Raw genomic sequence first — 17,471 nt, 5'->3', positions numbered from 1 at the left:
CCCCGGAGCCGTCGAACTGCTGGCGGCGGTGGTCCGGGCCCGGCGCCCGGCGGAGGCGGCCGAGACCGTGGCGGCCGACCCGGCCGCCCTGACGCCCCTGCTGCTGGCGGCCGCGGCGAGGGTCTCCGACCGCCGCCGCCGGGACATCGAAGGGGTGCTTGCCAGTGGAGGCCCCGCCGCCGGCCGGTGACCGGCCCGCCCGCGCGCCCGTGTCCGGGAGACCCGGCGCGGTCGCGCCGCTCGCCTCAGCCCGCCGCCACCTCCTCCAGCAGCGCCGGCAGCGACCGTCCGATCGGCTCGCGCACCACCCGGTCGGCCAGCGGGTCGTACGGCGTGGGCTCGCCGTTGACGATCACCAGCCGCGCAGCGTGCTCGGCGGCGATCCCGGCCGGCGAGGCGCCGGGCTCTCCAGCCGCATCCGCCAGGAGCGGCGGCGGATCTCCGGATCGTTCATGTAGTGGTCATAGGTGACGAGCTTCTCGGCCTCGGGGTCCTTGCGCCACACTCCGTCCGGGCCGCGGTAGTCGGGGATCCCGGAGTCGGTGGAGACTCCCGCGCCGCTGAGGAGGGCCACCAGCGGCCTTGGGCCCGCCCCGCGTGCTCATGGGTCCGAGCCTACGCGGCCGGATGCCCGGACCTCGACCGTGTTTCCGCCGGGCCGCGGTGACACACTGCGCCAGGACACGCCGTACCCGCCGGCCGTGCCGCCCCTTGCCGACCGTCCCGGGAGCCGAGCCGATGACCTTCACCACCCGCCCGACCCTGCGGGGCACCTTCGGGATGGTCTCCAGCACCCACTGGCTGGCCTCCGCCTCCGCCATGGCCGTCCTGGAGGACGGCGGCAACGCCTTCGACGCGGCCGTCGCGGCGGGCTTCGTCCTTCAGGTCGTCGAGCCGCACCTCAACGGCCCCGCCGGGGAGGTGCCGATCATTCTGGCGCCCGCCGGCCGCCCGGTGCGGGTGCTGTGCGGGCAGGGGCCCGCGCCGCGCGGCGCGACGGTGGAGCACTACACCTCGCTCGGCCTGGAGCTGGTGCCCGGCACCGGCCCGCTGGCCGCCGCCGTCCCCGGCGCGTTCGACGCCTGGATGACGCTGCTGCGCGACCACGGCACCCGCGATCTCGCCGACGTGCTGAAGTACGCCGTCGGCTACGCCGAGCACGGCCACCCGGCCGTACCGGGGGTCGGCGCGACGGTGGAGCGGGTGCGCGAGCTGTTCGAGACGGAGTGGACGACCTCCGCCGAGCTGTATCTGCCCGGCGGACGCTCCCCGGCGCCCGGCGCCCTGCTGCGCAACCCCGCCCTCGCCGCCACCTGGCGGCGGCTGCTGGCCGAGGCGCAGACGGCCGGGAGGGGGCGCGAGAGGCGCATCGAGGCCGCCCGGCGGGTGTGGCGCGAGGGTTTCGTGGCCGAGGCGCTCGCCGACTTCGCCGCCCGTCCCGCCATGGACACCTCCGGCGAGCGCCACGCGGGCACCCTCACCGGCGACGACATGGCCTCCTGGTCAGCCGCCTACGAGGAGCCCGTCACCCACGACTGGAACGGCTGGACGGTCTGCAAGGCCGGGCCCTGGTCGCAGGGCCCGGTGATGCTCCAGCAGCTCGCCCTCCTGGCGGACCTGCCCGGAAACGGACCGGAGTACGGCACGGGGGAGTACCTCCACACCGTGATCGAGGCGAGCAAGCTGGCCTTCGCCGACCGCGAGGCCTGGTACGGCGACGCGCGGGGGCCCGGCACCGTACCGCTGGAGGATCTGCTCTCGGGCGCCTACACCGCCCGGCGCCGTGCTCTCATCGGCGAGAGCGCCTCCCACGAGCTGCGCCCCGGAAGCCCCGGCGGACGCGCACCCCGGCTCGGCACACACGCGGCCGTGACCGCCGCACGGGCGGAGGGCGGCGCGGTCGGCGCCGGCGAGCCCACCGTGGCCCGCGACGGCGCGACCCCCGGCGACACCTGCCATCTGGACGTCGTGGACCGCTGGGGCAACATGGTCAGCGCCACGCCCAGCGGCGGCTGGCTCCAGTCCAACCCCACCGTCCCCGCTCTCGGCTTCCCTCTCGGCACCCGGCTCCAGATGGCCTGGCTGGAGCCCGGACTGCCGAACACCCTCACCCCCGGCCGCCGTCCGCGTACCACCCTCACCCCCTCGCTCGCACTGCGCGACGGGGAACCGGTCCTGGCCTTCGGCACACCCGGCGGGGATCAGCAGGACCAGTGGCAGACCCACTTCCTGCTGGCCGTCGCCCTGCGCGAGCCGGTGCGCGGCGGATACGACCTCCAGGGCGCCATCGACGCCCCGAACTGGCACCACGAGGGCTTCCCCGGCTCGTTCTGGCCCCGCGCCATGCGCCCGGGCGCCGTCACGGTCGAGTCCCGCGCCGGGGAGGCGGCCGTACGCGAGCTGCGGCGGCGCGGGCATCTGGTGACCGTCGGCGGCCCCTGGACGGAGGGGCGGCTGTGTGCGGTCGCCCGCGACCCGGAGACGGGTGTTCTGTCGGCGGCGGCCAACCCGCGCGGCATGCAGGGCTACGCGGTGGGCCGCTGACACCGCGGACCGGACGGGCGGGGCAGGCTGTGGCTGTGGGGGGGGGAGCCGTCCGTTCACCCCGCGGCCACCCGCCGTCCGGCTGGAACCCCCGGCGGCGTGCTTCCATGGACGGATGATCGACGACGAACTGCTGACGGGTGTCGAGGAGGCCGTGCGCAAGGCCGCCGCGGCCGAGATCATGCCGCGCTGGCGGCAGCTTGCCGAGCACGAGGTGGCCGAGAAGAGCGGCCCGCACGACCTGGTGACCATCGCCGACCGGCGTGCCGAGGAGCACCTGACCGGGGCCCTGACCGCACTGCTGCCCGGCTCGGTGGTCGTCGGAGAGGAGGCGGTGCACGACAACCCGGCGGTCTACGGGGCGCTGGGCGGCGAGGCGCCGGTGTGGATCGTGGACCCGGTGGACGGTACACGCCAGTTCGTCCACGGCGATCCCGGCTTCTGCACTCTGGTGGCCCTCGCCCACGGCGATACGCTGCTGGCCTCCTGGACGTACGCGCCCGCCCTCGAGGAGCTGGCCGTCGCCGTGCGCGGCGAGGGCGCACGCCTTGCCGGCGAGGAGATCCGCTCCGGCAGCCCCGCGCCGGGCGGGTCTTTGGAGGTCGCCCACTCGCATCCGGACTTCACCACCGACGCGCAGAAGCGCTCCCTGGAGGGCCTGTACACCGACGGGGTCGGGCCCCGGCCGTGCGGCTCGGCGGGTCTTGAGTACCTGAACGTGGCACGCGGCGCGCTCGACGCGGTGGCCTTCACCTGGGAGAACGCCTGGGACCACGCCGCCGGGCTGCTGCTGGTGGCCGAGGCGGGCGGCGGTCACGCCACGCTCAGCGGGGAACCGTTCCGCCTGGCGGGCGGCAACGCGCTGCCCTTCACCGCCGCCCGGGACGCCATGACGGTGCGTCGTATCCTCTCCCTGCTGGCCTGAGCCGGTCAGACCTCAGTGCCGAGGGGAGAATCCGACATGGCGTCGATGCGGGACGTGGTCGTGGTGGGAGCCGGTCCGAACGGGCTCACCGCCGCGGTGGAGCTGGCCCGGCGTGGCTTCTCCGTCGAACTGTTCGAGACGATGGAGTCGGTCGGGGGAGGGGCGCGCACCGAGGAGCTGACGCTGCCCGGTTTCCGGCACGATCCCTGCTCGGCCGTGCACCCGCTGGCGGTCGGCTCGCCCGCCTTCTCCGCGATGCCGCTCACCGAGCGGTACGGACTCGAATGGCTCCACCCCGAACTGCCCCTGGCGCACCCCCTCCCCGACGGCACGGCCGGGGTGCTGGCACGCTCGCCGGCCGAGACGGCCGCCTCCCTCGGGCCGCGCGACGCGGGGACGTACCGCCGGCTGGTGGCGCCGTTCCTGGGCCGCTGGGCGACCCTGGCCGGGGACTTCCTCAAGGTGCCGTGGGACGGGCTGCCCCGCGACCCGGTGACCCTGGCCCGCTTCGGACTGCTGGGCCTGCAGCCGGTGGACTGGCTGGTGCGCCGCTTCCGCGACGACAGGGCCCACGCACTGATGTTCGGGCTGGCCGCCCACGCCATCGGCCCGACCACCTCGCCCGCCACCGGCGGCATCGCCCTGGTCTTCGCGCTGGCCGCGCACGAGGTCGGCTGGCCGATGCCGCGCGGAGGCTCTCAGTTCCTGTCCGACGCGCTCGCCGCCTACCTGCGCGATCTGGGCGGGCAGATCCACACCGGGTTCGAGGTGCGGCGGCTGGACGAGCTGCCGCCCGCCCGCGCCTACGTCTTCGACACCTCGCCCACCGCGCTGGCCCGGATCGCCGGGCTGGGCGACGCCTACCGGCACTTCCGCTACGGCGCCGGAGTCTTCAAGATCGACTATGCCCTGGACGGCCCGGTCCCGTGGACCTCCGAGGCCGCCCGCCGCGCCGGGACCGTCCACATCGGCTCCTCCGGCGGCGAGATCGCCGCCGCGCTGCGCGCCGCCTCCACCGAGGGCGTCCAGCCCGACCCGCCGTTCCTGATCACGGCCCAGCCCACCGTGGTCGACCCGGGCCGGGCACCGGAGGGCAAGCACGTCTTCTGGGCGTACGGCCATGTGCCGAGCGGCTGGAGCGGGGACGCCACCGAGGCGATCGAGCGGCAGATCGAGCGCTTCGCGCCCGGCTTCCGCGACCGGGTGCTGGCCCGCGCCACCGCGGGCCCGCCGGAGCTGGCGACCCGCAACGCCAACTACGTCGGCGGCGACATCGCCTGCGGCGCCTTCACCGGACTCCAGACGCTGCTGAGGCCCGGGCTCGCCCGTGTCCCGTACGCCACCGCCCATCCGGCCGTCTACCTGTGCTCCTCGGCCACCTGGCCGGGCCCGGGCGTCCACGGCATGTCCGGCCACAACGCGGCCAAGGCGGTCTGGCGCCGCCTGCGGTCGCGCGCCTAGGGCGCGTCCCGGAGGCTCGAACCACGCAAGGCGCTCCCGGGCTCCCGGCTCCGGCGGGTTCCCGCGATGGACTCCCCGCCCGGCCGGACGCGGCACCAGAGTGCCGCCATGGCGAGGACGGAGATCTCGCTCGACGCCGAACTGGCTCGGCACCGAACTGGTCGTCGAGTTCACGGTGCTGAGCGGGATCGGCAACCCCCGCGACGCGATCGATACGGTCGTGCGCGACTACGTCGCACGCGGCCACGGCACGGAGACGCGCACGGGCGAGGAGGCGGAGGCCCGGCTGCGGGAGATCGACACGACGCCCAGGACCCAGGAGGACTGAGCCCGGTGCCGTGACCGGCCAGGTCACGCCCGTGAAGAAGCCGCGCCCCCGGCCGTACCGGCCGGGGGCGCGTACGCCAGGCCTCTTCCGGCGGGGCGGGACCCCGCCGGAAGAGGCACACGGAGGCGTCAGGATTCCTGCGAGTCCTCCCCGTCCCGTGCGGAGGCCTTGCCGCCCCCCGCCGCCCGCCGCAGCCGCGGATGGCGACGGGCGCTCTGCTCCTCGCTGACGGCCTCGCCGACCATCGCCCGGATGGCCTCGCGCGCCCCGTGCAGCGGATGGTGGCGGGGCGGCCCGGCGCCCGGGTCCTCGCGCAGCTCCTTCACCAGCGACCAGCACAGCGCCAGCATCACCACGACGAAGGGCAGCGCCACCAGGATCGTCCCCGTCTTCAGCCCCTCCAGACCGCCCGCGAGCAGCAGGACGGCGGCCACCGCCGCCATCAGCACACCCCAGACGACGACCAGCCACTCGCGCGGGTGCAGCGCGCCGCCGGAGGTCAGCGAACCCATCACCAGGGAGGCGGAGTCGGCGCTGGTGACGAAGTAGGTCATCACCAGGATCATCGCGATCACCGAGGTGACCGTGCCCAGCGGCAGGGCCTCCAGCAGGCCGAACAGCGAGGCCTCCACGCCGTCCTCCAGCCGTCCGGCCATGTCCGCCTCGCCGGTGGCGTCCAGCCGCATGGCGCTGCCGCCCATCACGCAGAACCAGACGACCGTGGCGCCGCTGGGCACCAGCAGGACGCCGGTCAGGAACTCACGGATGGTGCGGCCGCGGGAGATGCGGGCGATGAAGGTGCCCACGAACGGCGCCCACGACAGCCACCAGGCCCAGTAGAAGATCGTCCAGGCGCCCAGCCACTCCTTGCTGCCGAACGCGCCGGTCCGGGAGGAGAGCACCACGAGGTCCTGGAGGTAGGCGCCGACCCCCGCCGGGATCGCGTCGAGGATGAACACGGTCGGGCCCAGCAGGAAGACGAAGAGCATCAGCAGGGCCGCGAGTACCACGTTCATGCTGCTGAGCCACTTGATGCCCCGGTGCAGTCCGGAGAACGCCGAGACGACGAACGCGGCCGACAGCACCAGGATGACGAGCAGTTGGAGTTCCCTGCCGTCGTCCCAGCCGACCGTCAGGTTCAGGCCCTTGGCCACCTGCAGGGCGCCCAGACCCAGGCTGGTGGCGGTGCCGAAGACCGTGGCGAAGACGGCCAGCAGGTCGATGATCCGTCCGGGCCAGCCGTTCGCGCGGCGCTCGCCCAGCAGCGGGACGAAGACCGAACTGATGCGGTTGCCGCGGCCCTTGCGGAAAGTGACGTAGGCCAGTGCGAGGCCGGCCACGCCGTAGATCGCCCAGGGGTGCAGCGTCCAGTGGAAGAAGGAGTACTCCAGCGCCACACGCTCGGCGGCGCCACTGCCGCTCTGGACGTCGCCGAAGGGCGGCGGGTCGACGTAGTACGTCAGCGGCTCTCCCACGCCGTAGAACATCAGGCCGATGCCCATGCCGGCGCTGAACATCATCGCGATCCACGCCAGGTTGGAGAACTCCGGCTCGTCGGAGTCCCTGCCGAGCCTGATCCGGCCGAAGCGGCTGACCGCGATCACCGCGCACAGCACCAGGAAGAGATCGGCGGCGAGGGTGAACAGCCAGCCGAAGTTTCCCAGTACCCAGTTCAGCGCGGTGGTGGAGACGGAGGAGAAACCGTCCGTGCCGATGGCCGCCCAGGCCACCACGGCCAGCACGGCCACCACCCCGATGGCGATCACCTTGGTGTCCGGGGGTGGTTCCTTCCGGGCCGTCTCCGGGGCGGGTTCTCGGGGCGGATTGCTCACATCGGTGCTCATATCACCCAACTATGAAATGGTTCTTTCGGTTTGCCGGACGGGCGCGCCGAGCGGTCACGGGCCGTCCGATGGCGCATCGTGGTCCCACTTGCCCGCCGCCGGTAGGGTCCAGACGGCGCGACAGCCTGTTCGAGACACAAGAGAGACCGCGTGGAAACGACACACCCCGAAACAGGCCGCGTGCTGATCGCCGCGGACAAGTTCAAGGGATCGCTCACCGCCGCCCAGGTGGCCGGGCACACCGCGGCCGGGATCCGCCGGGCCCGCCCCGGCACCCAGGCCGAGGCGCTGCCCGTCGCGGACGGCGGGGACGGCACCGTCGACGCGGCGGTCGCCGCCGGATTCGCCCTGCGCCAGGCGGCGGTCACCGGGCCGCTGGGCAAGGCGGTCACCGCCTCCTACGCGCTGCGCGGCGACACCGCCGTGGTGGAGATGGCCCAGGCCTCCGGCCTCCAGAAGATGCCCGAGGGTGTCCTCGCCCCGTTGTCGGCCACCACCTACGGCACCGGCGAGCTGCTGCTCGCGGCGCTGGAGGCGGGGGCGCGCACGATCGTCCTCGGGGCGGGTGGCTCGGCCACCACCGACGGCGGCGCGGGCATGCTCACCGCGCTCGGCGCCCGCCTCCTCGACGCCGGCGGCAGCCCCCTCCAGCCCGGCGGCGGGCCGCTGCGCCATCTGGCCACGGCCGACCTGTCGGGCCTGGACCCGAGGCTGAAGGACGTCGAGCTCATCCTGGCGAGCGACGTGGACAACCCGCTCACCGGGCCTCACGGGGCCGCGGTCGTCTACGGTCCCCAGAAGGGGGCGCGGGGGGAGGACGTGGAGCTTCTGGACACCGCGCTCGCCCGCTACGCCCGTGTGCTGGAGACCGTCCTCGGCCCGCGCGCCGCCCACCTGGCCCAGCGGCCCGGTGCGGGCGCTGCCGGCGGTGTCGGCTACGCGGCCCTGGCCGCGCTCGACGCCTCCTTCCGGCCCGGCGTCGAGGTGCTGCTGGAGGTGCTGGGTTTCGCCGAGGCCCTGGAGCGCGCCGATCTGGTGATCACCGGCGAGGGCTCGCTGGACGCCCAGACGCTGCGCGGCAAGGCCCCCGCCGGGGTGGCCGCCGCCGCCCGCGCCGCGGGCCTGCCCGTGGTCGCGGTGTGCGGGCGCCTGGCCATCGGCGAGGAGGAGCTGCGGGCCGCCGGGATCGAGGCCGCGTACGCGCTGACCGACCTCGAACCGGATCCGGCCGTCTGCATGGCGCAGGCCGGACCGTTGCTGGAGCGGGTGGCCGAGCGGCTGGCGGCCGATCGCCTGTGCCCTTGAGGGTGTGTCGCGAAAGTCCCGTCCGCGGGTGCGCGACGCCGTCCTCACAACACGCCGAAGGCCCGGTCCGCACAGCTTCGGTTCCAGTGGTCGTTGCAACACCCCAGTTCAGGGGATGCCGCGTTGGACTTCAAGATCCGGGAGATCCGGACGGTGATTCCCGAGCGTGCCGATCAGCAGGCCAACCGCAAGAGTCCGGGGCCGCAGCGGTGGGTGGCCCCGGACTCCGGACACCGGGACCTACAAGCGCAGAAACGTCGTGGAACGATCGTTCAGCCTGCTCAAGCGGTGGCGGAGCCTGACCACCCGTTACGGCAAACTCGCGATCGTCTACCGCTCTGCGGCCGTGCTGGCGGCGGTCATCGCCTGGTTACGGAGTTGAGGGAAACGGTCTGGACCTAGTCGCCGGCAGGGCCGGACCAGCCTCGGCGCAGGCGTCGACCCGGTGCCGGCAGACGGCGATGACGAGGTCCGCTCGCGTCGGGAAGTGGCGGTAGATCGTGCCGCCCCGACGCCGGTCCTGGCCGCGATCTCGCGTACCGGAGCTTCCACGCCCGACGTGACGAAGGCCGGGGCGGCCGCATCGAGTAGGGCCTTCTGGTTGCGCCGGACGTGCTTCAACCTGGCCGGGGCCGCCTGCCCTGCGGCATCGTCGCCGTCGTTCACCGCGCCGCTCCCTCCACTCACCGCCTGCAAAAGCGGAACAATGTTCCGTATTGTTCCGGAGCATTGTTCCGTTTTGCTCGTGACGCCAGAGCAAGGGTCCGGCAACCCAGCCATGCAGTGCGATGCATCACGCTTCACCCACAATGAGGAGACACAGTCATGCAGTACCGCACCTTGGGGCGCACCGGTGTGCAGGTCAGCACCCTCGTGCTCGGAGCGATGAACTTCGGAAAGATCGGGCGCACCACCCAAGAGGAGGTCACCGCCATCGTCAACGCCGCCCTGGAGGCGGGGATCAACCTGATCGACACCGCCGACGTGTACAGCGGCGGCGAGTCGGAAGAAATGGTCGGCAAGGCCATCGCGGGCCGCCGCGACGACATCGTGCTGGCCACGAAGGCGACCCTGCCGATGGGCGACGAGCGCAACCGCCGGGGCAGCTCGCGCCGCTGGCTGGTCACCGCACTGGAGGACAGCCTGCGTCGGCTCGGCGTCGACCACGTCGACCTCCACCAAATCCACCGGTGGGACCCGAACACCAGCGACGAAGAGACTCTGTCGGCGTTGACCGACCTGCAGCGCGCGGGAAAGATCCGCTACTTCGGCTCCTCTGCCTTTCCGGCCTACCGCATCGTGCAAGCCCAGTGGGCCGCCCGCGAGCACCACCTGAGCCGTTACGTCGCCGAACAGCCCAGTTACTCGATCCTGCAGCGCGGCATTGAGGCCCATGTACTGCCCGTGACCGAGCGGTACGGGCTCGGTGTGCTGGCATGGAGTCCGCTGGCCTCGGGCTGGTTGTCGGGCGCGATCCGCGAGGGCAGCGAGATCACCACCAGCCGCTCAACGTTCATGCCGCAGCGCTTCGACACCGCCGTCCCCTCCAACCGGGCCAGGCTCGACGCCGTCGAGCAACTGGCCAAGGTCGCCGACGAGGCGGGCCTGACGATGATCCAGCTCGCGCTCGGCTTCGTGACAGCGCACCCCGGCGTGACCAGTGCGCTCGTCGGCCCCCGCACGCTGGACCACCTGCACTCGCAGCTTGCCGCCGCGGACATCACGCTCTCCGCCGACGTACTCGACGTGATCGACGCCATCGTCGCCCCCGGCACAGACCTCGCCGCGCACGAGAAGAACGACACCCCGCCCGCGCTGCTCGACCCGTCCCTGCGGCACCGCTGATCGTCCCAGTGACAGCACATCGGGACTGTGGAACGTTCGGCTCTGTCACCACCGGAAGTCAGACAGGGCCGCTCGTTTGACAGATCCTCCACAGGCTGTGCCCGTGCACAGCCGGGCCCGGGCCCCCTCTGGTCCCCGGCAGCGATTCGCCCACCGGCCGTGCCCTGATGGCCCGTCCCAGGCTGCTGCTGGGCAAGCCCGTGGCCGGCATGACCGCCGACGAGCGCCGCCGCACCGCGTCCCTGATCGCGGGCGTGCGCGAGGGGCTCGGCATCTCGACCGTCCTGGTGGAGCGCGACATGGGCACGGTGATGCGGCTCGCCGAAGCGGTGACCGTACTCGACTTCGGCCGCAGGATCGCCGACGGCACCCGACGAGGTCCAGCGCGCCCCCGGGTTCTGGGCGGCCCTGGAATCCGCTGGTGTATCCCGGCGCGGGCCGGGAAGACGCAGACCAGGAGGAGAAGGCGGGAAACACTCGGGCGCCGGACGGGTTCCACGGAACCCGTCCGGCGCCCGAGTGCGAGGCGGCCGTCCCCGCCGTGACCAGTGCCGCGTCGGTCAGGGTTTGCCCGGTGGCGAGGTTCCCCCGGCCTCCGGCCGGAAGCCGCGTGCAGTCGTCCTGCTCAGGCTTTCGGCCGACGCGGCACTAGGACTGAGCCGCCGCCCGTGCCTCACGGCGGTTGCCGCGGAAGGTGTTGACCCGGCGCGCGGTGGCGAACAGCGGGATCACCGCGCCCAGCACCAGCTGCAGCGCGCAGCCGGTCTGCAGCAGCAGCTCACCGCCCGGGGCGTCGAAGGCCCAGGCCGTCAGCAGGCCCATGCTCAGCACGATCCAGCCGAGCATCGCCACGGCCAGCAGCCCGCGCGGCTTGGGGTACTCCACCCGGCTCACCATCAGCCAGGCCACCCCGACGATGGCCAGCAGCGTCGGGACGAACGGCAGTTCCAGCAGCACGATCGAGACGACCGTCAGCGCCCCGAAGGGACTGGGCATGCCCTGGAACACCCCGTTGGGCAGGGTGACACAGGAGAACCTGGCGAGTCGCAGCACCACCGCCAGCAGCACCACGATGCCGGCGAGCGCCGAGACGCCCTGGTGCGCGTCGTTGGCCACCATCCCCCAGACCAGCACGAAGTAAGCGGGCGCCAGGCCGAAGCTGATCAGATCGGAGAGGTTGTCCAGCTCCGCGCCCATCGCCGAACTGCGCAGCTTGCGCGCCACGAGCCCGTCGAAGAGGTCGAAGACCGAGGCCAGCAGCATCAGCATCACGGCGGTCGCGGCGCTGTGCCGGGCCATGCCGCCGTCGCCGTTGCCCGTCAGGTGCGGGATCAGGACGCCGGTGGTGGTGAAGTACACCGCCAGGAAGCCGCAGGTGGCGTTGCCCAGGGTGAGCGCGTCGGCTATGGACAGCCGCATGGACAGCGGCATGTCGCCCATCTCGTCGCCGTCGTCGTCCGGATCGGCCTCGGGGACCCACTGGGCCTTGGGGTCAATCACAGTCAAGGCGAGTCACCCCCGCGGTCGTGGGCTGGCCAACCTCGACGGCGACCTCGACGCCCTCCGGGAGGTAGAGGTCGACGCGGGAGCCGAAGCGGATCAGGCCGATCCGCTCACCCTGCTCGACCTTGGCACCCTGCTCGATGTAGGGCACGATCCGCCGGGCCACGGCGCCGGCGATCTGGACCATCTCGATGTCGCCCAGCTCGGTGTCGAAATGCCAGACGACGCGCTCGTTGTTCTCGCTCTCCTTGTTGAACGCCGGAACGAACCCGCCGGGCACATGCTCGACGGACGTCACCGTGCCCGCCAGCGGGGCGCGGTTGACGTGGACGTTCAGCGGGCTCATGAAGATCGCGACGCGAGTGCGTCCGTCCTTCCACGGCATGATGCTCTGGACCACGCCGTCGGCCGGGGAGATGACGCGACCCTGGGCGATCTCTCGCTCGGGGTCGCGGAAGAACCACAGCATGCCCGCCGCCAGGGCGGTGGCGGGCACTGCCGCCACCGCTGCGCCTCTCGAGCGCCTGGCGCGGGCCAGACCGAGGGCGGCGGTGGCGACGGTCGGGAGAAGCCACGGCGATGCTCCGCGCGCGAGACGGATACGGCCGCGTTGTGCAGAGGATGGGCTGTGGGGCATGAATGACCTTCGTAGCGGAGGGGGGCCGCGTAAACACGGGGACGGCGGCTTTCCCGGGATGCTATCGGTTACCGGTGGCAACTGGGCAAGCCAGAGCACCTTGTCGGGACCGCGGGCTCCCCGGAAGGCCTCGGCTCGGGGTGTCGCCCCTCTGAAGGGATAACACCCCGAACAAGACATTCTACCCCTGGATCTTGTACTCCTCCAAGAGTCGGCGTCCCACGATCATCTTCTGGATCTCGGCGGTTCCTTCGCCGATCAGGAGCATCGGGGCCTCACGGTACAGCCGTTCGATCTCGTACTCCTTGGAGAAACCGTAACCGCCGTGGATGCGGAACGCGTCCTCCACGACCTCCTTGCAGTACTCCGAGGCGAGGTATTTGGCCATCCCCGCCTCCAGGTCGTTGCGCTGCCCGGAGTCCTTCTTCCGTGCGGCGCCCACCATCAGGGCGTGCGCCGCCTCCACCTTGGTGGCCATTTCGGCCAACTTGAACTGAATTGCCTGGTGCTGGGCGATCGGCTTGCCGAAGGTGTGCCGCTGCTGGGCGTAGGAGACACCCAGCTCGAAGGCGCGCTGGGCGACCCCGCAGCCGCGCGCGGCCACGTTGACCCGGCCGACCTCGACGCCGTCCATCATCTGGTAGAAGCCGCGGCCGCTCGCGCCCCCCAGGACCCGGTTCGCCGGGACGCGCAGGCCGTCCAGGATCAGCTCGGTGGTGTCGACGCCCTTGTAGCCCATCTTGTCGATCTTGCCGGGGATCGTCAGGCCCGGCCTGACCTCGCCGAAACCCGGCTCCTTCTCGACCAGGAAGGTGGTCATCGACCTGTGGGGCGCGGTGCCTTCGGGGTGGCCCTCGTCGGTGCGGCACAGCACCGCCACCAGCGAGGAGGTGCCGCCGTTGGTCAGCCACATCTTCTGGCCGGTCAGGACGTACCCGTCGCCGTCACGCACGCCCTTGGTCGTGATGGCCGACACGTCCGAGCCCAGGCCCGGCTCGGACATCGAGAAGGCGCCGCGGACCTCGCCGGCCGCCATCCTCGGCAGGAAGTACTCCTTCTGCTCGTCCGTGCCGTGCTGTTTGAGCATGTACGCGACAATGAAGTGAGTGTTGATGATGCCGGACACACTCATCCAGCCGCGGGCGATCTCCTCCACGCACAGGGCGTAGGTGAGCAGGGACTCCCCGAGACCGCCGTACTCCTCCGGGATCATCAGGCCGAAGATCCCCAGCTCCTTGAGGCCCTCCACGATCTGGGCCGGATACTCGTCCCGGTGCTCCAGCTCGGTGGCGACCGGGATGATCTCCTTGTCGACGAAGCCGCGGACGGTGGAGACGATCTCCCGCTGGATGTCCGTCAGGCCCTCGGTCCGCGCCAGGCGTCCCATGTCACTCGCCTCCCTTTCCGGAGTCCCGCCCGTCCGTGCGCGGCTCGGGGCGGCCGGGCTGCGCACCTCCGCGCGCCTCGACGTACTCGGCGGTGGGCACCATCACCTTGCGGCGGAAGACGCACACCAGGGTGCCGTCCTGCTTGTAACCCCTGGTCTCGACGTGGACGATGCCGCGGTCGGACTTCGAGCGTGACGGCGTCTTGTCCAGGACGGTGGTCTCGCCGTAGACCGTGTCGCCGTGGAAGGTCGGCGCCACATGCCGCAGCGACTCGATCTCCAGGTTGGCGATCGCCTTGCCGGAGACGTCCGGCACGGACATGCCCAGCAGCAGCGAGTAGATGTAGTTGCCGACCACCACGTTCCTGCCGAAGTCCGTCGTCCTCTCGGCGTAGTTGGCGTCCATGTGGAGCGGGTGGTGGTTCATGGTCAGCAGGCAGAACAGGTGGTCGTCGTACTCCGTGACCGTCTTGCCGGGCCAGTGCCGGTAGACGTCCCCGACCTCGAACTCCTCGTAGGTGCGGCCGAACTGCATGGTGTGAGTCTCCGTGGTGTGGTGGAAGAACGGGATACCGGACCGGGCCGCCCCCTCGCCTCCCCGCCCTTCTCCCAGTCCCGTAGGCGGAGGGGGAGGGCGGCAGGGGACCGGGAGCGGCCCGCGGTGGTGGGGCTCAGGCGGCCGGCGGCTCGAACTTCGAGGTCCGATCCATGCCGGCGGCCCGGCCCTTGCCCGCGATGACCAGCGCCATCTTGCGGCTGGCCTCGTCGATCATCTCGTCGCCGAGCATCGCCGAACCCTTCCTGCCGCCCGCCTCGGAGGTGAAGTACTCGTAGGCGTCCAGGATCAGCTCCGCGTGGTCGTAGTCCTCCTGGGAGGGGGAGAAGGCCTCGTTGGCCGCCTCGACCTGACCGGGGTGCAGCACCCACTTGCCGTCGAAACCGAGGGCCGCGGCGCGCTCGGCGACCGCCCGGAAGCCGTCCACGTTCTTGATCTGCAGGTAGGGGCCGTCGATGGCCTGCAGGTTGTGGGTGCGGGCGGCCATCAGGATCCGCATCAGGATGTAGTGGTAGGCGTCGGCCGGGTAGCCGGGCGGCTGCTCGCCCACGACCAGGGACTTCATGTTGATGGAGGCCATGAAGTCGGCCGGGCCGAAGATGATGGTCTCCAGCCGGGGCGAGGCGGCGGCGATCTCGTCGACGTTCACCAGGCCCTTGGCGTTCTCGATCTGCGCCTCGACGCCGATGCGGCCGACCTCGAAGCCCATCGTGGTCTCGATCTGCGTCAGCAGCATGTCCAGTGCCCGGACCTGGGCGGCGTCCTGAACCTTCGGCAGCATGACGCAGTCCAGGTTGGGGCCCGCGCCCTCGACGACCGTGATCACGTCGCGGTACGTCCAGTGGGTGGTCCAGTCGTTGACCCGCACCACCCGGGTCTTGCCCGTCCAGTCGCCCTCGTTGAGGTACTTCACGATGGTGTGCCGGGCCTCGGGCTTGGCCAGTGGGGCGCAGGCGTCCTCCAGGTCCAGGAAGACCTGGTCGGCGGCCAGGCCCTGGGCCTTCTCCAGGAAGCGGGGGTTGCTTCCCGGGACCGCGAGGCATGAGCGGCGGGGACGCAGCCGGTTCACCGGGGATGCGGGCGTGGTCATGCGGGGACCTCCAGGGGATCGAGCTTGTTCGCGGTGCGGATCTCGTCGACGATACGGCCGATGATCTCCGTGATGCCGAAGTCCTTCGGGGTGAAGACCGCCGCCACCCCGGCGGAACGCAGCGCCTCGGCGTCCGCGTTCGGGATGATGCCGCCGACGACGACGGGGATGGGGTCACCGCCCGGGCCGCCGGGCCCGAGGGGATCGTCCACACCCGCCAGACGCAGCCGGTCCAGCACGTCGGGCACCAGTTCGGTGTGCGAGCCGGAGAGGATCGACAGCCCCACGCAGTGCACGTCCTCGGCGACGGCCGCCGAGACGATCTGTTCGGGGGTGAGCCGGATGCCCTGGTAGACCACCTCGAAGCCCGCGTCGCGGGCCCGTACGGCGATCTGCTCGGCCCCGTTGCTGTGCCCGTCCAGACCGGGCTTGCCCACCAGCAGGCGCAGCCTGCCGCAGCCCAGCTCGGCGGCCGTGGCAGCCGCCTTCCGGCGCACTTCGGCCAGTCGCGAGCCCTCTTCGGCCGGGGTCGCCACCGGCGCGGAGTTCACGCCGGTGGGGGCCCGGTACTCGCCGAAGACGTCGCGCAGGGCCCAGGACCACTCACCGGTGGTCACCCCGGCGCGGGCGCACTCCAGGGTGGCGGGCATCAGGTTGTCCCGGCCGGCCGCGGCCCGCTTCAGCTCGGCGAGCGCCCGGTGGGCGCGGGCCTCGTCCCGCCCGTCGCGCCATTGCCGGAGGGCGGTGACGACACTGCGCTCCACCGCCGGGTCCACGGTCATGATGGCTGTGTCCAGGTCGGCGGTGAGCGGGTTGGGCTCGGTGGACTCGAAGCAGTTGACCCCGACGATCCTCTCCTCGCCGGACTCGATGCGGGCCCGGCGATCGGCGTGCGAGGCCACCAGCCGCGACTTCAGATAGCCGGACTCCACCGCGGCCATCGCGCCGCCCATCTCCTGGATGCGCTCGATCTCGGCGAGGGCGCCCTCGGCCAGCTCGGCGGTCCTGGCCTCGACCACGTGCGAGCCGGCGAACAGGTCGTCGTACTCCAGCAGGTCGCTCTCGTGGGCCAGGACCTGCTGGATGCGCAGCGACCACTGCTGGTCCCAGGGCCTGGGCAGGCCGAGCGCCTCGTTCCAGGCCGGCAGCTGCACGGCGCGGGCGCGGGCGTCCCTGGAGAGGGTGACCGCCAGCATCTCCAGCACGATGCGCTGGACGTTGTTCTCCGGCTGCGCCTCGGTCAGCCCCAGGGAGTTGACCTGGACCCCGTAGCGGAAACGGCGGTGCCTGGGGTCCTCGATCCCGTACCGCTCGCGGGTGATCCTGTCCCAGATGCGGGTGAAGGCCCGCATCTTGCACATCTCCTCGACGAAGCGGACGCCCGCGTTGACGAAGAAGGAGATGCGCCCGACGACGTCGCCCATCCGCTCGGCGGGTACCTGCCCGCAGTCGCGCACCGCGTCCAGCACCGCGATGGCGGTGGACATGGCGTAGGCGATCTCCTGCACGGGGGTGGCCCCGGCCTCCTGCAGGTGGTAGCTGCAGATGTTGATCGGGTTCCACCTGGGCATGTGCGCCACGGTGTAGGCGATCGTGTCGGTGGTCAGGCGCAGGGAGGGGCCCGGCGGGAAGACGTGCGTCCCGCGCGAGAGGTACTCCTTGACGATGTCGTTCTGCGTCGTCCCCGACAGCCCGGAGATGTCCGCACCCTGCTCCTCGGCGACCACCTGGTACAGCGCCAGCAGCCACATGGCGGTGGCGTTGATGGTCATGGAGGTGTTCATCCGCTCCAGGGGGATGTCCTGGAACAGCCGGCGCATGTCGCCGAGGTGGCAGACGGGGACCCCGACCCGGCCGACCTCGCCGCGGGCGAGGACGTGGTCGGGGTCGTAACCGGTCTGGGTGGGCAGGTCGAAGGCGACCGACAGGCCGGTCTGCCCCTTGGCCAGGTTGCGCCGGTACAGCTCGTTGGACGCCTCGGCCGTGGAGTGCCCGGCGTACGTCCGCATCAGCCACGGACGGTCTTTCTGGCGCTCAGCCATGGAG

The 17,471-nt window shown here is 72.0% G+C and carries 13 protein-coding genes and 5 pseudogenes; 9 read left to right on the top strand and 9 right to left on the bottom strand.

What is annotated here, in order from left to right:
• A pseudogene (locus LJ221_RS08550) lies at positions 1-190 on the top strand (hypothetical protein); the annotation flags it as partial.
• Between the two features lie 55 nt (positions 191-245).
• On the opposite strand, the pseudogene LJ221_RS08545 reads toward LJ221_RS08550, so the two are convergent.
• Positions 246-577 (bottom strand): annotated as a pseudogene (locus tag LJ221_RS08545) (Sir2 family NAD-dependent protein deacetylase).
• A 161-nt stretch (positions 578-738) separates the two neighbouring features.
• Between LJ221_RS08545 and LJ221_RS08540 the strand changes: the two are divergent.
• From LJ221_RS08540 to LJ221_RS08525, 4 genes are all read left to right on the top strand, one after another.
• Positions 739-2,544: a gamma-glutamyltransferase family protein gene (locus LJ221_RS08540; protein ID WP_241715110.1), complete on the top strand. Its 1,806-nt coding sequence runs from the start codon at positions 739-741 to the stop codon at positions 2,542-2,544.
• A 115-nt stretch (positions 2,545-2,659) separates the two neighbouring features.
• Positions 2,660-3,469: an inositol monophosphatase family protein gene (locus LJ221_RS08535; RefSeq protein WP_241715108.1), complete on the top strand. Its 810-nt coding sequence runs from the start codon at positions 2,660-2,662 to the stop codon at positions 3,467-3,469.
• Positions 3,470-3,514: 45 nt separating this feature from the next.
• Positions 3,515-4,930: an NAD(P)/FAD-dependent oxidoreductase gene (locus tag LJ221_RS08530; RefSeq protein ID WP_241715116.1), complete on the top strand. Its 1,416-nt coding sequence runs from the start codon at positions 3,515-3,517 to the stop codon at positions 4,928-4,930.
• 100 nt (positions 4,931-5,030) lie between these two features.
• Positions 5,031-5,258, top strand: a complete 228-nt coding sequence (locus LJ221_RS08525) for a DUF2191 domain-containing protein (RefSeq protein WP_374228406.1) — start codon at positions 5,031-5,033, stop codon at positions 5,256-5,258.
• Between the two features lie 128 nt (positions 5,259-5,386).
• On the opposite strand, the gene LJ221_RS08520 is transcribed toward LJ221_RS08525, so the two are convergent.
• Positions 5,387-7,102 carry a BCCT family transporter gene (locus LJ221_RS08520; protein WP_241715107.1) on the bottom strand — a complete coding sequence of 572 codons (1,716 nt, stop codon included), beginning with the start codon at positions 7,100-7,102 and terminating at the stop codon, positions 5,387-5,389.
• 180 nt (positions 7,103-7,282) lie between these two features.
• Between LJ221_RS08520 and LJ221_RS08515 the strand changes: the two genes are divergently transcribed.
• Both LJ221_RS08515 and LJ221_RS08510 read left to right on the top strand, forming a co-directional pair.
• Entirely contained in the window at positions 7,283-8,407 is a 1,125-nt protein-coding gene (locus LJ221_RS08515; protein WP_241715115.1) for a glycerate kinase, read from the top strand.
• 138 nt (positions 8,408-8,545) lie between these two features.
• A pseudogene (locus LJ221_RS08510) lies at positions 8,546-8,789 on the top strand (transposase); the annotation flags it as partial.
• 3 nt (positions 8,790-8,792) lie between these two features.
• Here LJ221_RS08510 and LJ221_RS08505 read toward each other — a convergent pair.
• Positions 8,793-9,073: pseudogene (locus tag LJ221_RS08505) on the bottom strand (TetR/AcrR family transcriptional regulator); the annotation flags it as partial.
• 159 nt (positions 9,074-9,232) lie between these two features.
• Here LJ221_RS08505 and LJ221_RS08500 point away from each other — a divergent pair.
• Together LJ221_RS08500 and LJ221_RS23910 are read left to right on the top strand one after the other, a co-directional pair.
• Positions 9,233-10,252 (top strand): aldo/keto reductase, encoded by a 1,020-nt coding sequence (locus tag LJ221_RS08500; RefSeq protein WP_241715105.1) that lies wholly within the window; start codon positions 9,233-9,235, stop codon positions 10,250-10,252.
• 155 nt (positions 10,253-10,407) lie between these two features.
• A pseudogene (locus tag LJ221_RS23910) lies at positions 10,408-10,623 on the top strand (ABC transporter ATP-binding protein); the annotation flags it as partial.
• 277 nt (positions 10,624-10,900) lie between these two features.
• Here LJ221_RS23910 and pssA read toward each other — a convergent pair.
• The 6 genes from pssA to LJ221_RS08465 all read right to left on the bottom strand — a co-directional run bounded on the left by pssA (position 10,901) and on the right by LJ221_RS08465 (position 17,467).
• Complete coding sequence (gene pssA / locus LJ221_RS08490) at positions 10,901-11,758, bottom strand: CDP-diacylglycerol--serine O-phosphatidyltransferase (protein ID WP_241715103.1); 858 nt, start codon at positions 11,756-11,758, stop codon at positions 10,901-10,903.
• Positions 11,745-12,392, bottom strand: a complete 648-nt coding sequence (locus LJ221_RS08485; protein ID WP_241715102.1) for a phosphatidylserine decarboxylase — start codon at positions 12,390-12,392, stop codon at positions 11,745-11,747. The genes pssA and LJ221_RS08485 overlap by 14 nt, the downstream gene beginning before the upstream one ends.
• Before the next feature lie 181 nt (positions 12,393-12,573).
• Positions 12,574-13,779, bottom strand: a complete 1,206-nt coding sequence (locus tag LJ221_RS08480) for an acyl-CoA dehydrogenase family protein (protein ID WP_241715099.1) — start codon at positions 13,777-13,779, stop codon at positions 12,574-12,576.
• 1 nt (position 13,780) lies between these two features.
• Positions 13,781-14,314 (bottom strand): MaoC family dehydratase, encoded by a 534-nt coding sequence (locus LJ221_RS08475; RefSeq protein WP_241715097.1) that lies wholly within the window; start codon positions 14,312-14,314, stop codon positions 13,781-13,783.
• 136 nt (positions 14,315-14,450) lie between these two features.
• Positions 14,451-15,425, bottom strand: coding sequence for a CoA ester lyase (locus tag LJ221_RS08470; protein ID WP_241715095.1), 975 nt, complete (start codon positions 15,423-15,425; stop codon positions 14,451-14,453).
• Positions 15,422-17,467 carry a protein meaA gene (locus tag LJ221_RS08465; protein ID WP_241715093.1) on the bottom strand — a complete coding sequence of 682 codons (2,046 nt, stop codon included), beginning with the start codon at positions 17,465-17,467 and terminating at the stop codon, positions 15,422-15,424. Before LJ221_RS08465 ends, LJ221_RS08470 begins: the two co-directional genes overlap by 4 nt.
• Between the last annotated feature and the right edge of the window lie 4 nt (positions 17,468-17,471).

This window comes from Streptomyces sp. CNQ085 (assembly GCF_022614595.1).
Classification (GTDB): Bacteria; Actinomycetota; Actinomycetes; order Streptomycetales; family Streptomycetaceae; genus Streptomyces.
The sequence above is the reverse complement of the archived record's forward strand: the minus strand, read 5'-3'. Positions and strand labels throughout refer to the sequence as shown.

What these genes read in the sequence shown, in the direction of transcription:
- LJ221_RS08540 (WP_241715110.1), top strand. Translation starts at nt 739, where the DNA reads ATGACCTTCACCACCCGCCCGACCCTGCGGGGCACCTTCGGGATGGTC.
- LJ221_RS08535 (WP_241715108.1), top strand. Translation starts at nt 2,660, where the DNA reads ATGATCGACGACGAACTGCTGACGGGTGTCGAGGAGGCCGTGCGCAAG.
- LJ221_RS08530 (WP_241715116.1), top strand. Translation starts at nt 3,515, where the DNA reads ATGCGGGACGTGGTCGTGGTGGGAGCCGGTCCGAACGGGCTCACCGCC.
- LJ221_RS08520 (WP_241715107.1), bottom strand. Translation starts at nt 7,102, where the DNA reads ATGAGCACCGATGTGAGCAATCCGCCCCGAGAACCCGCCCCGGAGACG.
- LJ221_RS08500 (WP_241715105.1), top strand. Translation starts at nt 9,233, where the DNA reads ATGCAGTACCGCACCTTGGGGCGCACCGGTGTGCAGGTCAGCACCCTC.
- LJ221_RS08485 (WP_241715102.1), bottom strand. Translation starts at nt 12,392, where the DNA reads ATGCCCCACAGCCCATCCTCTGCACAACGCGGCCGTATCCGTCTCGCG.
- LJ221_RS08480 (WP_241715099.1), bottom strand. Translation starts at nt 13,779, where the DNA reads ATGGGACGCCTGGCGCGGACCGAGGGCCTGACGGACATCCAGCGGGAG.
- LJ221_RS08475 (WP_241715097.1), bottom strand. Translation starts at nt 14,314, where the DNA reads ATGCAGTTCGGCCGCACCTACGAGGAGTTCGAGGTCGGGGACGTCTAC.
- LJ221_RS08470 (WP_241715095.1), bottom strand. Translation starts at nt 15,425, where the DNA reads ATGACCACGCCCGCATCCCCGGTGAACCGGCTGCGTCCCCGCCGCTCA.
- LJ221_RS08465 (WP_241715093.1), bottom strand. Translation starts at nt 17,467, where the DNA reads ATGGCTGAGCGCCAGAAAGACCGTCCGTGGCTGATGCGGACGTACGCC.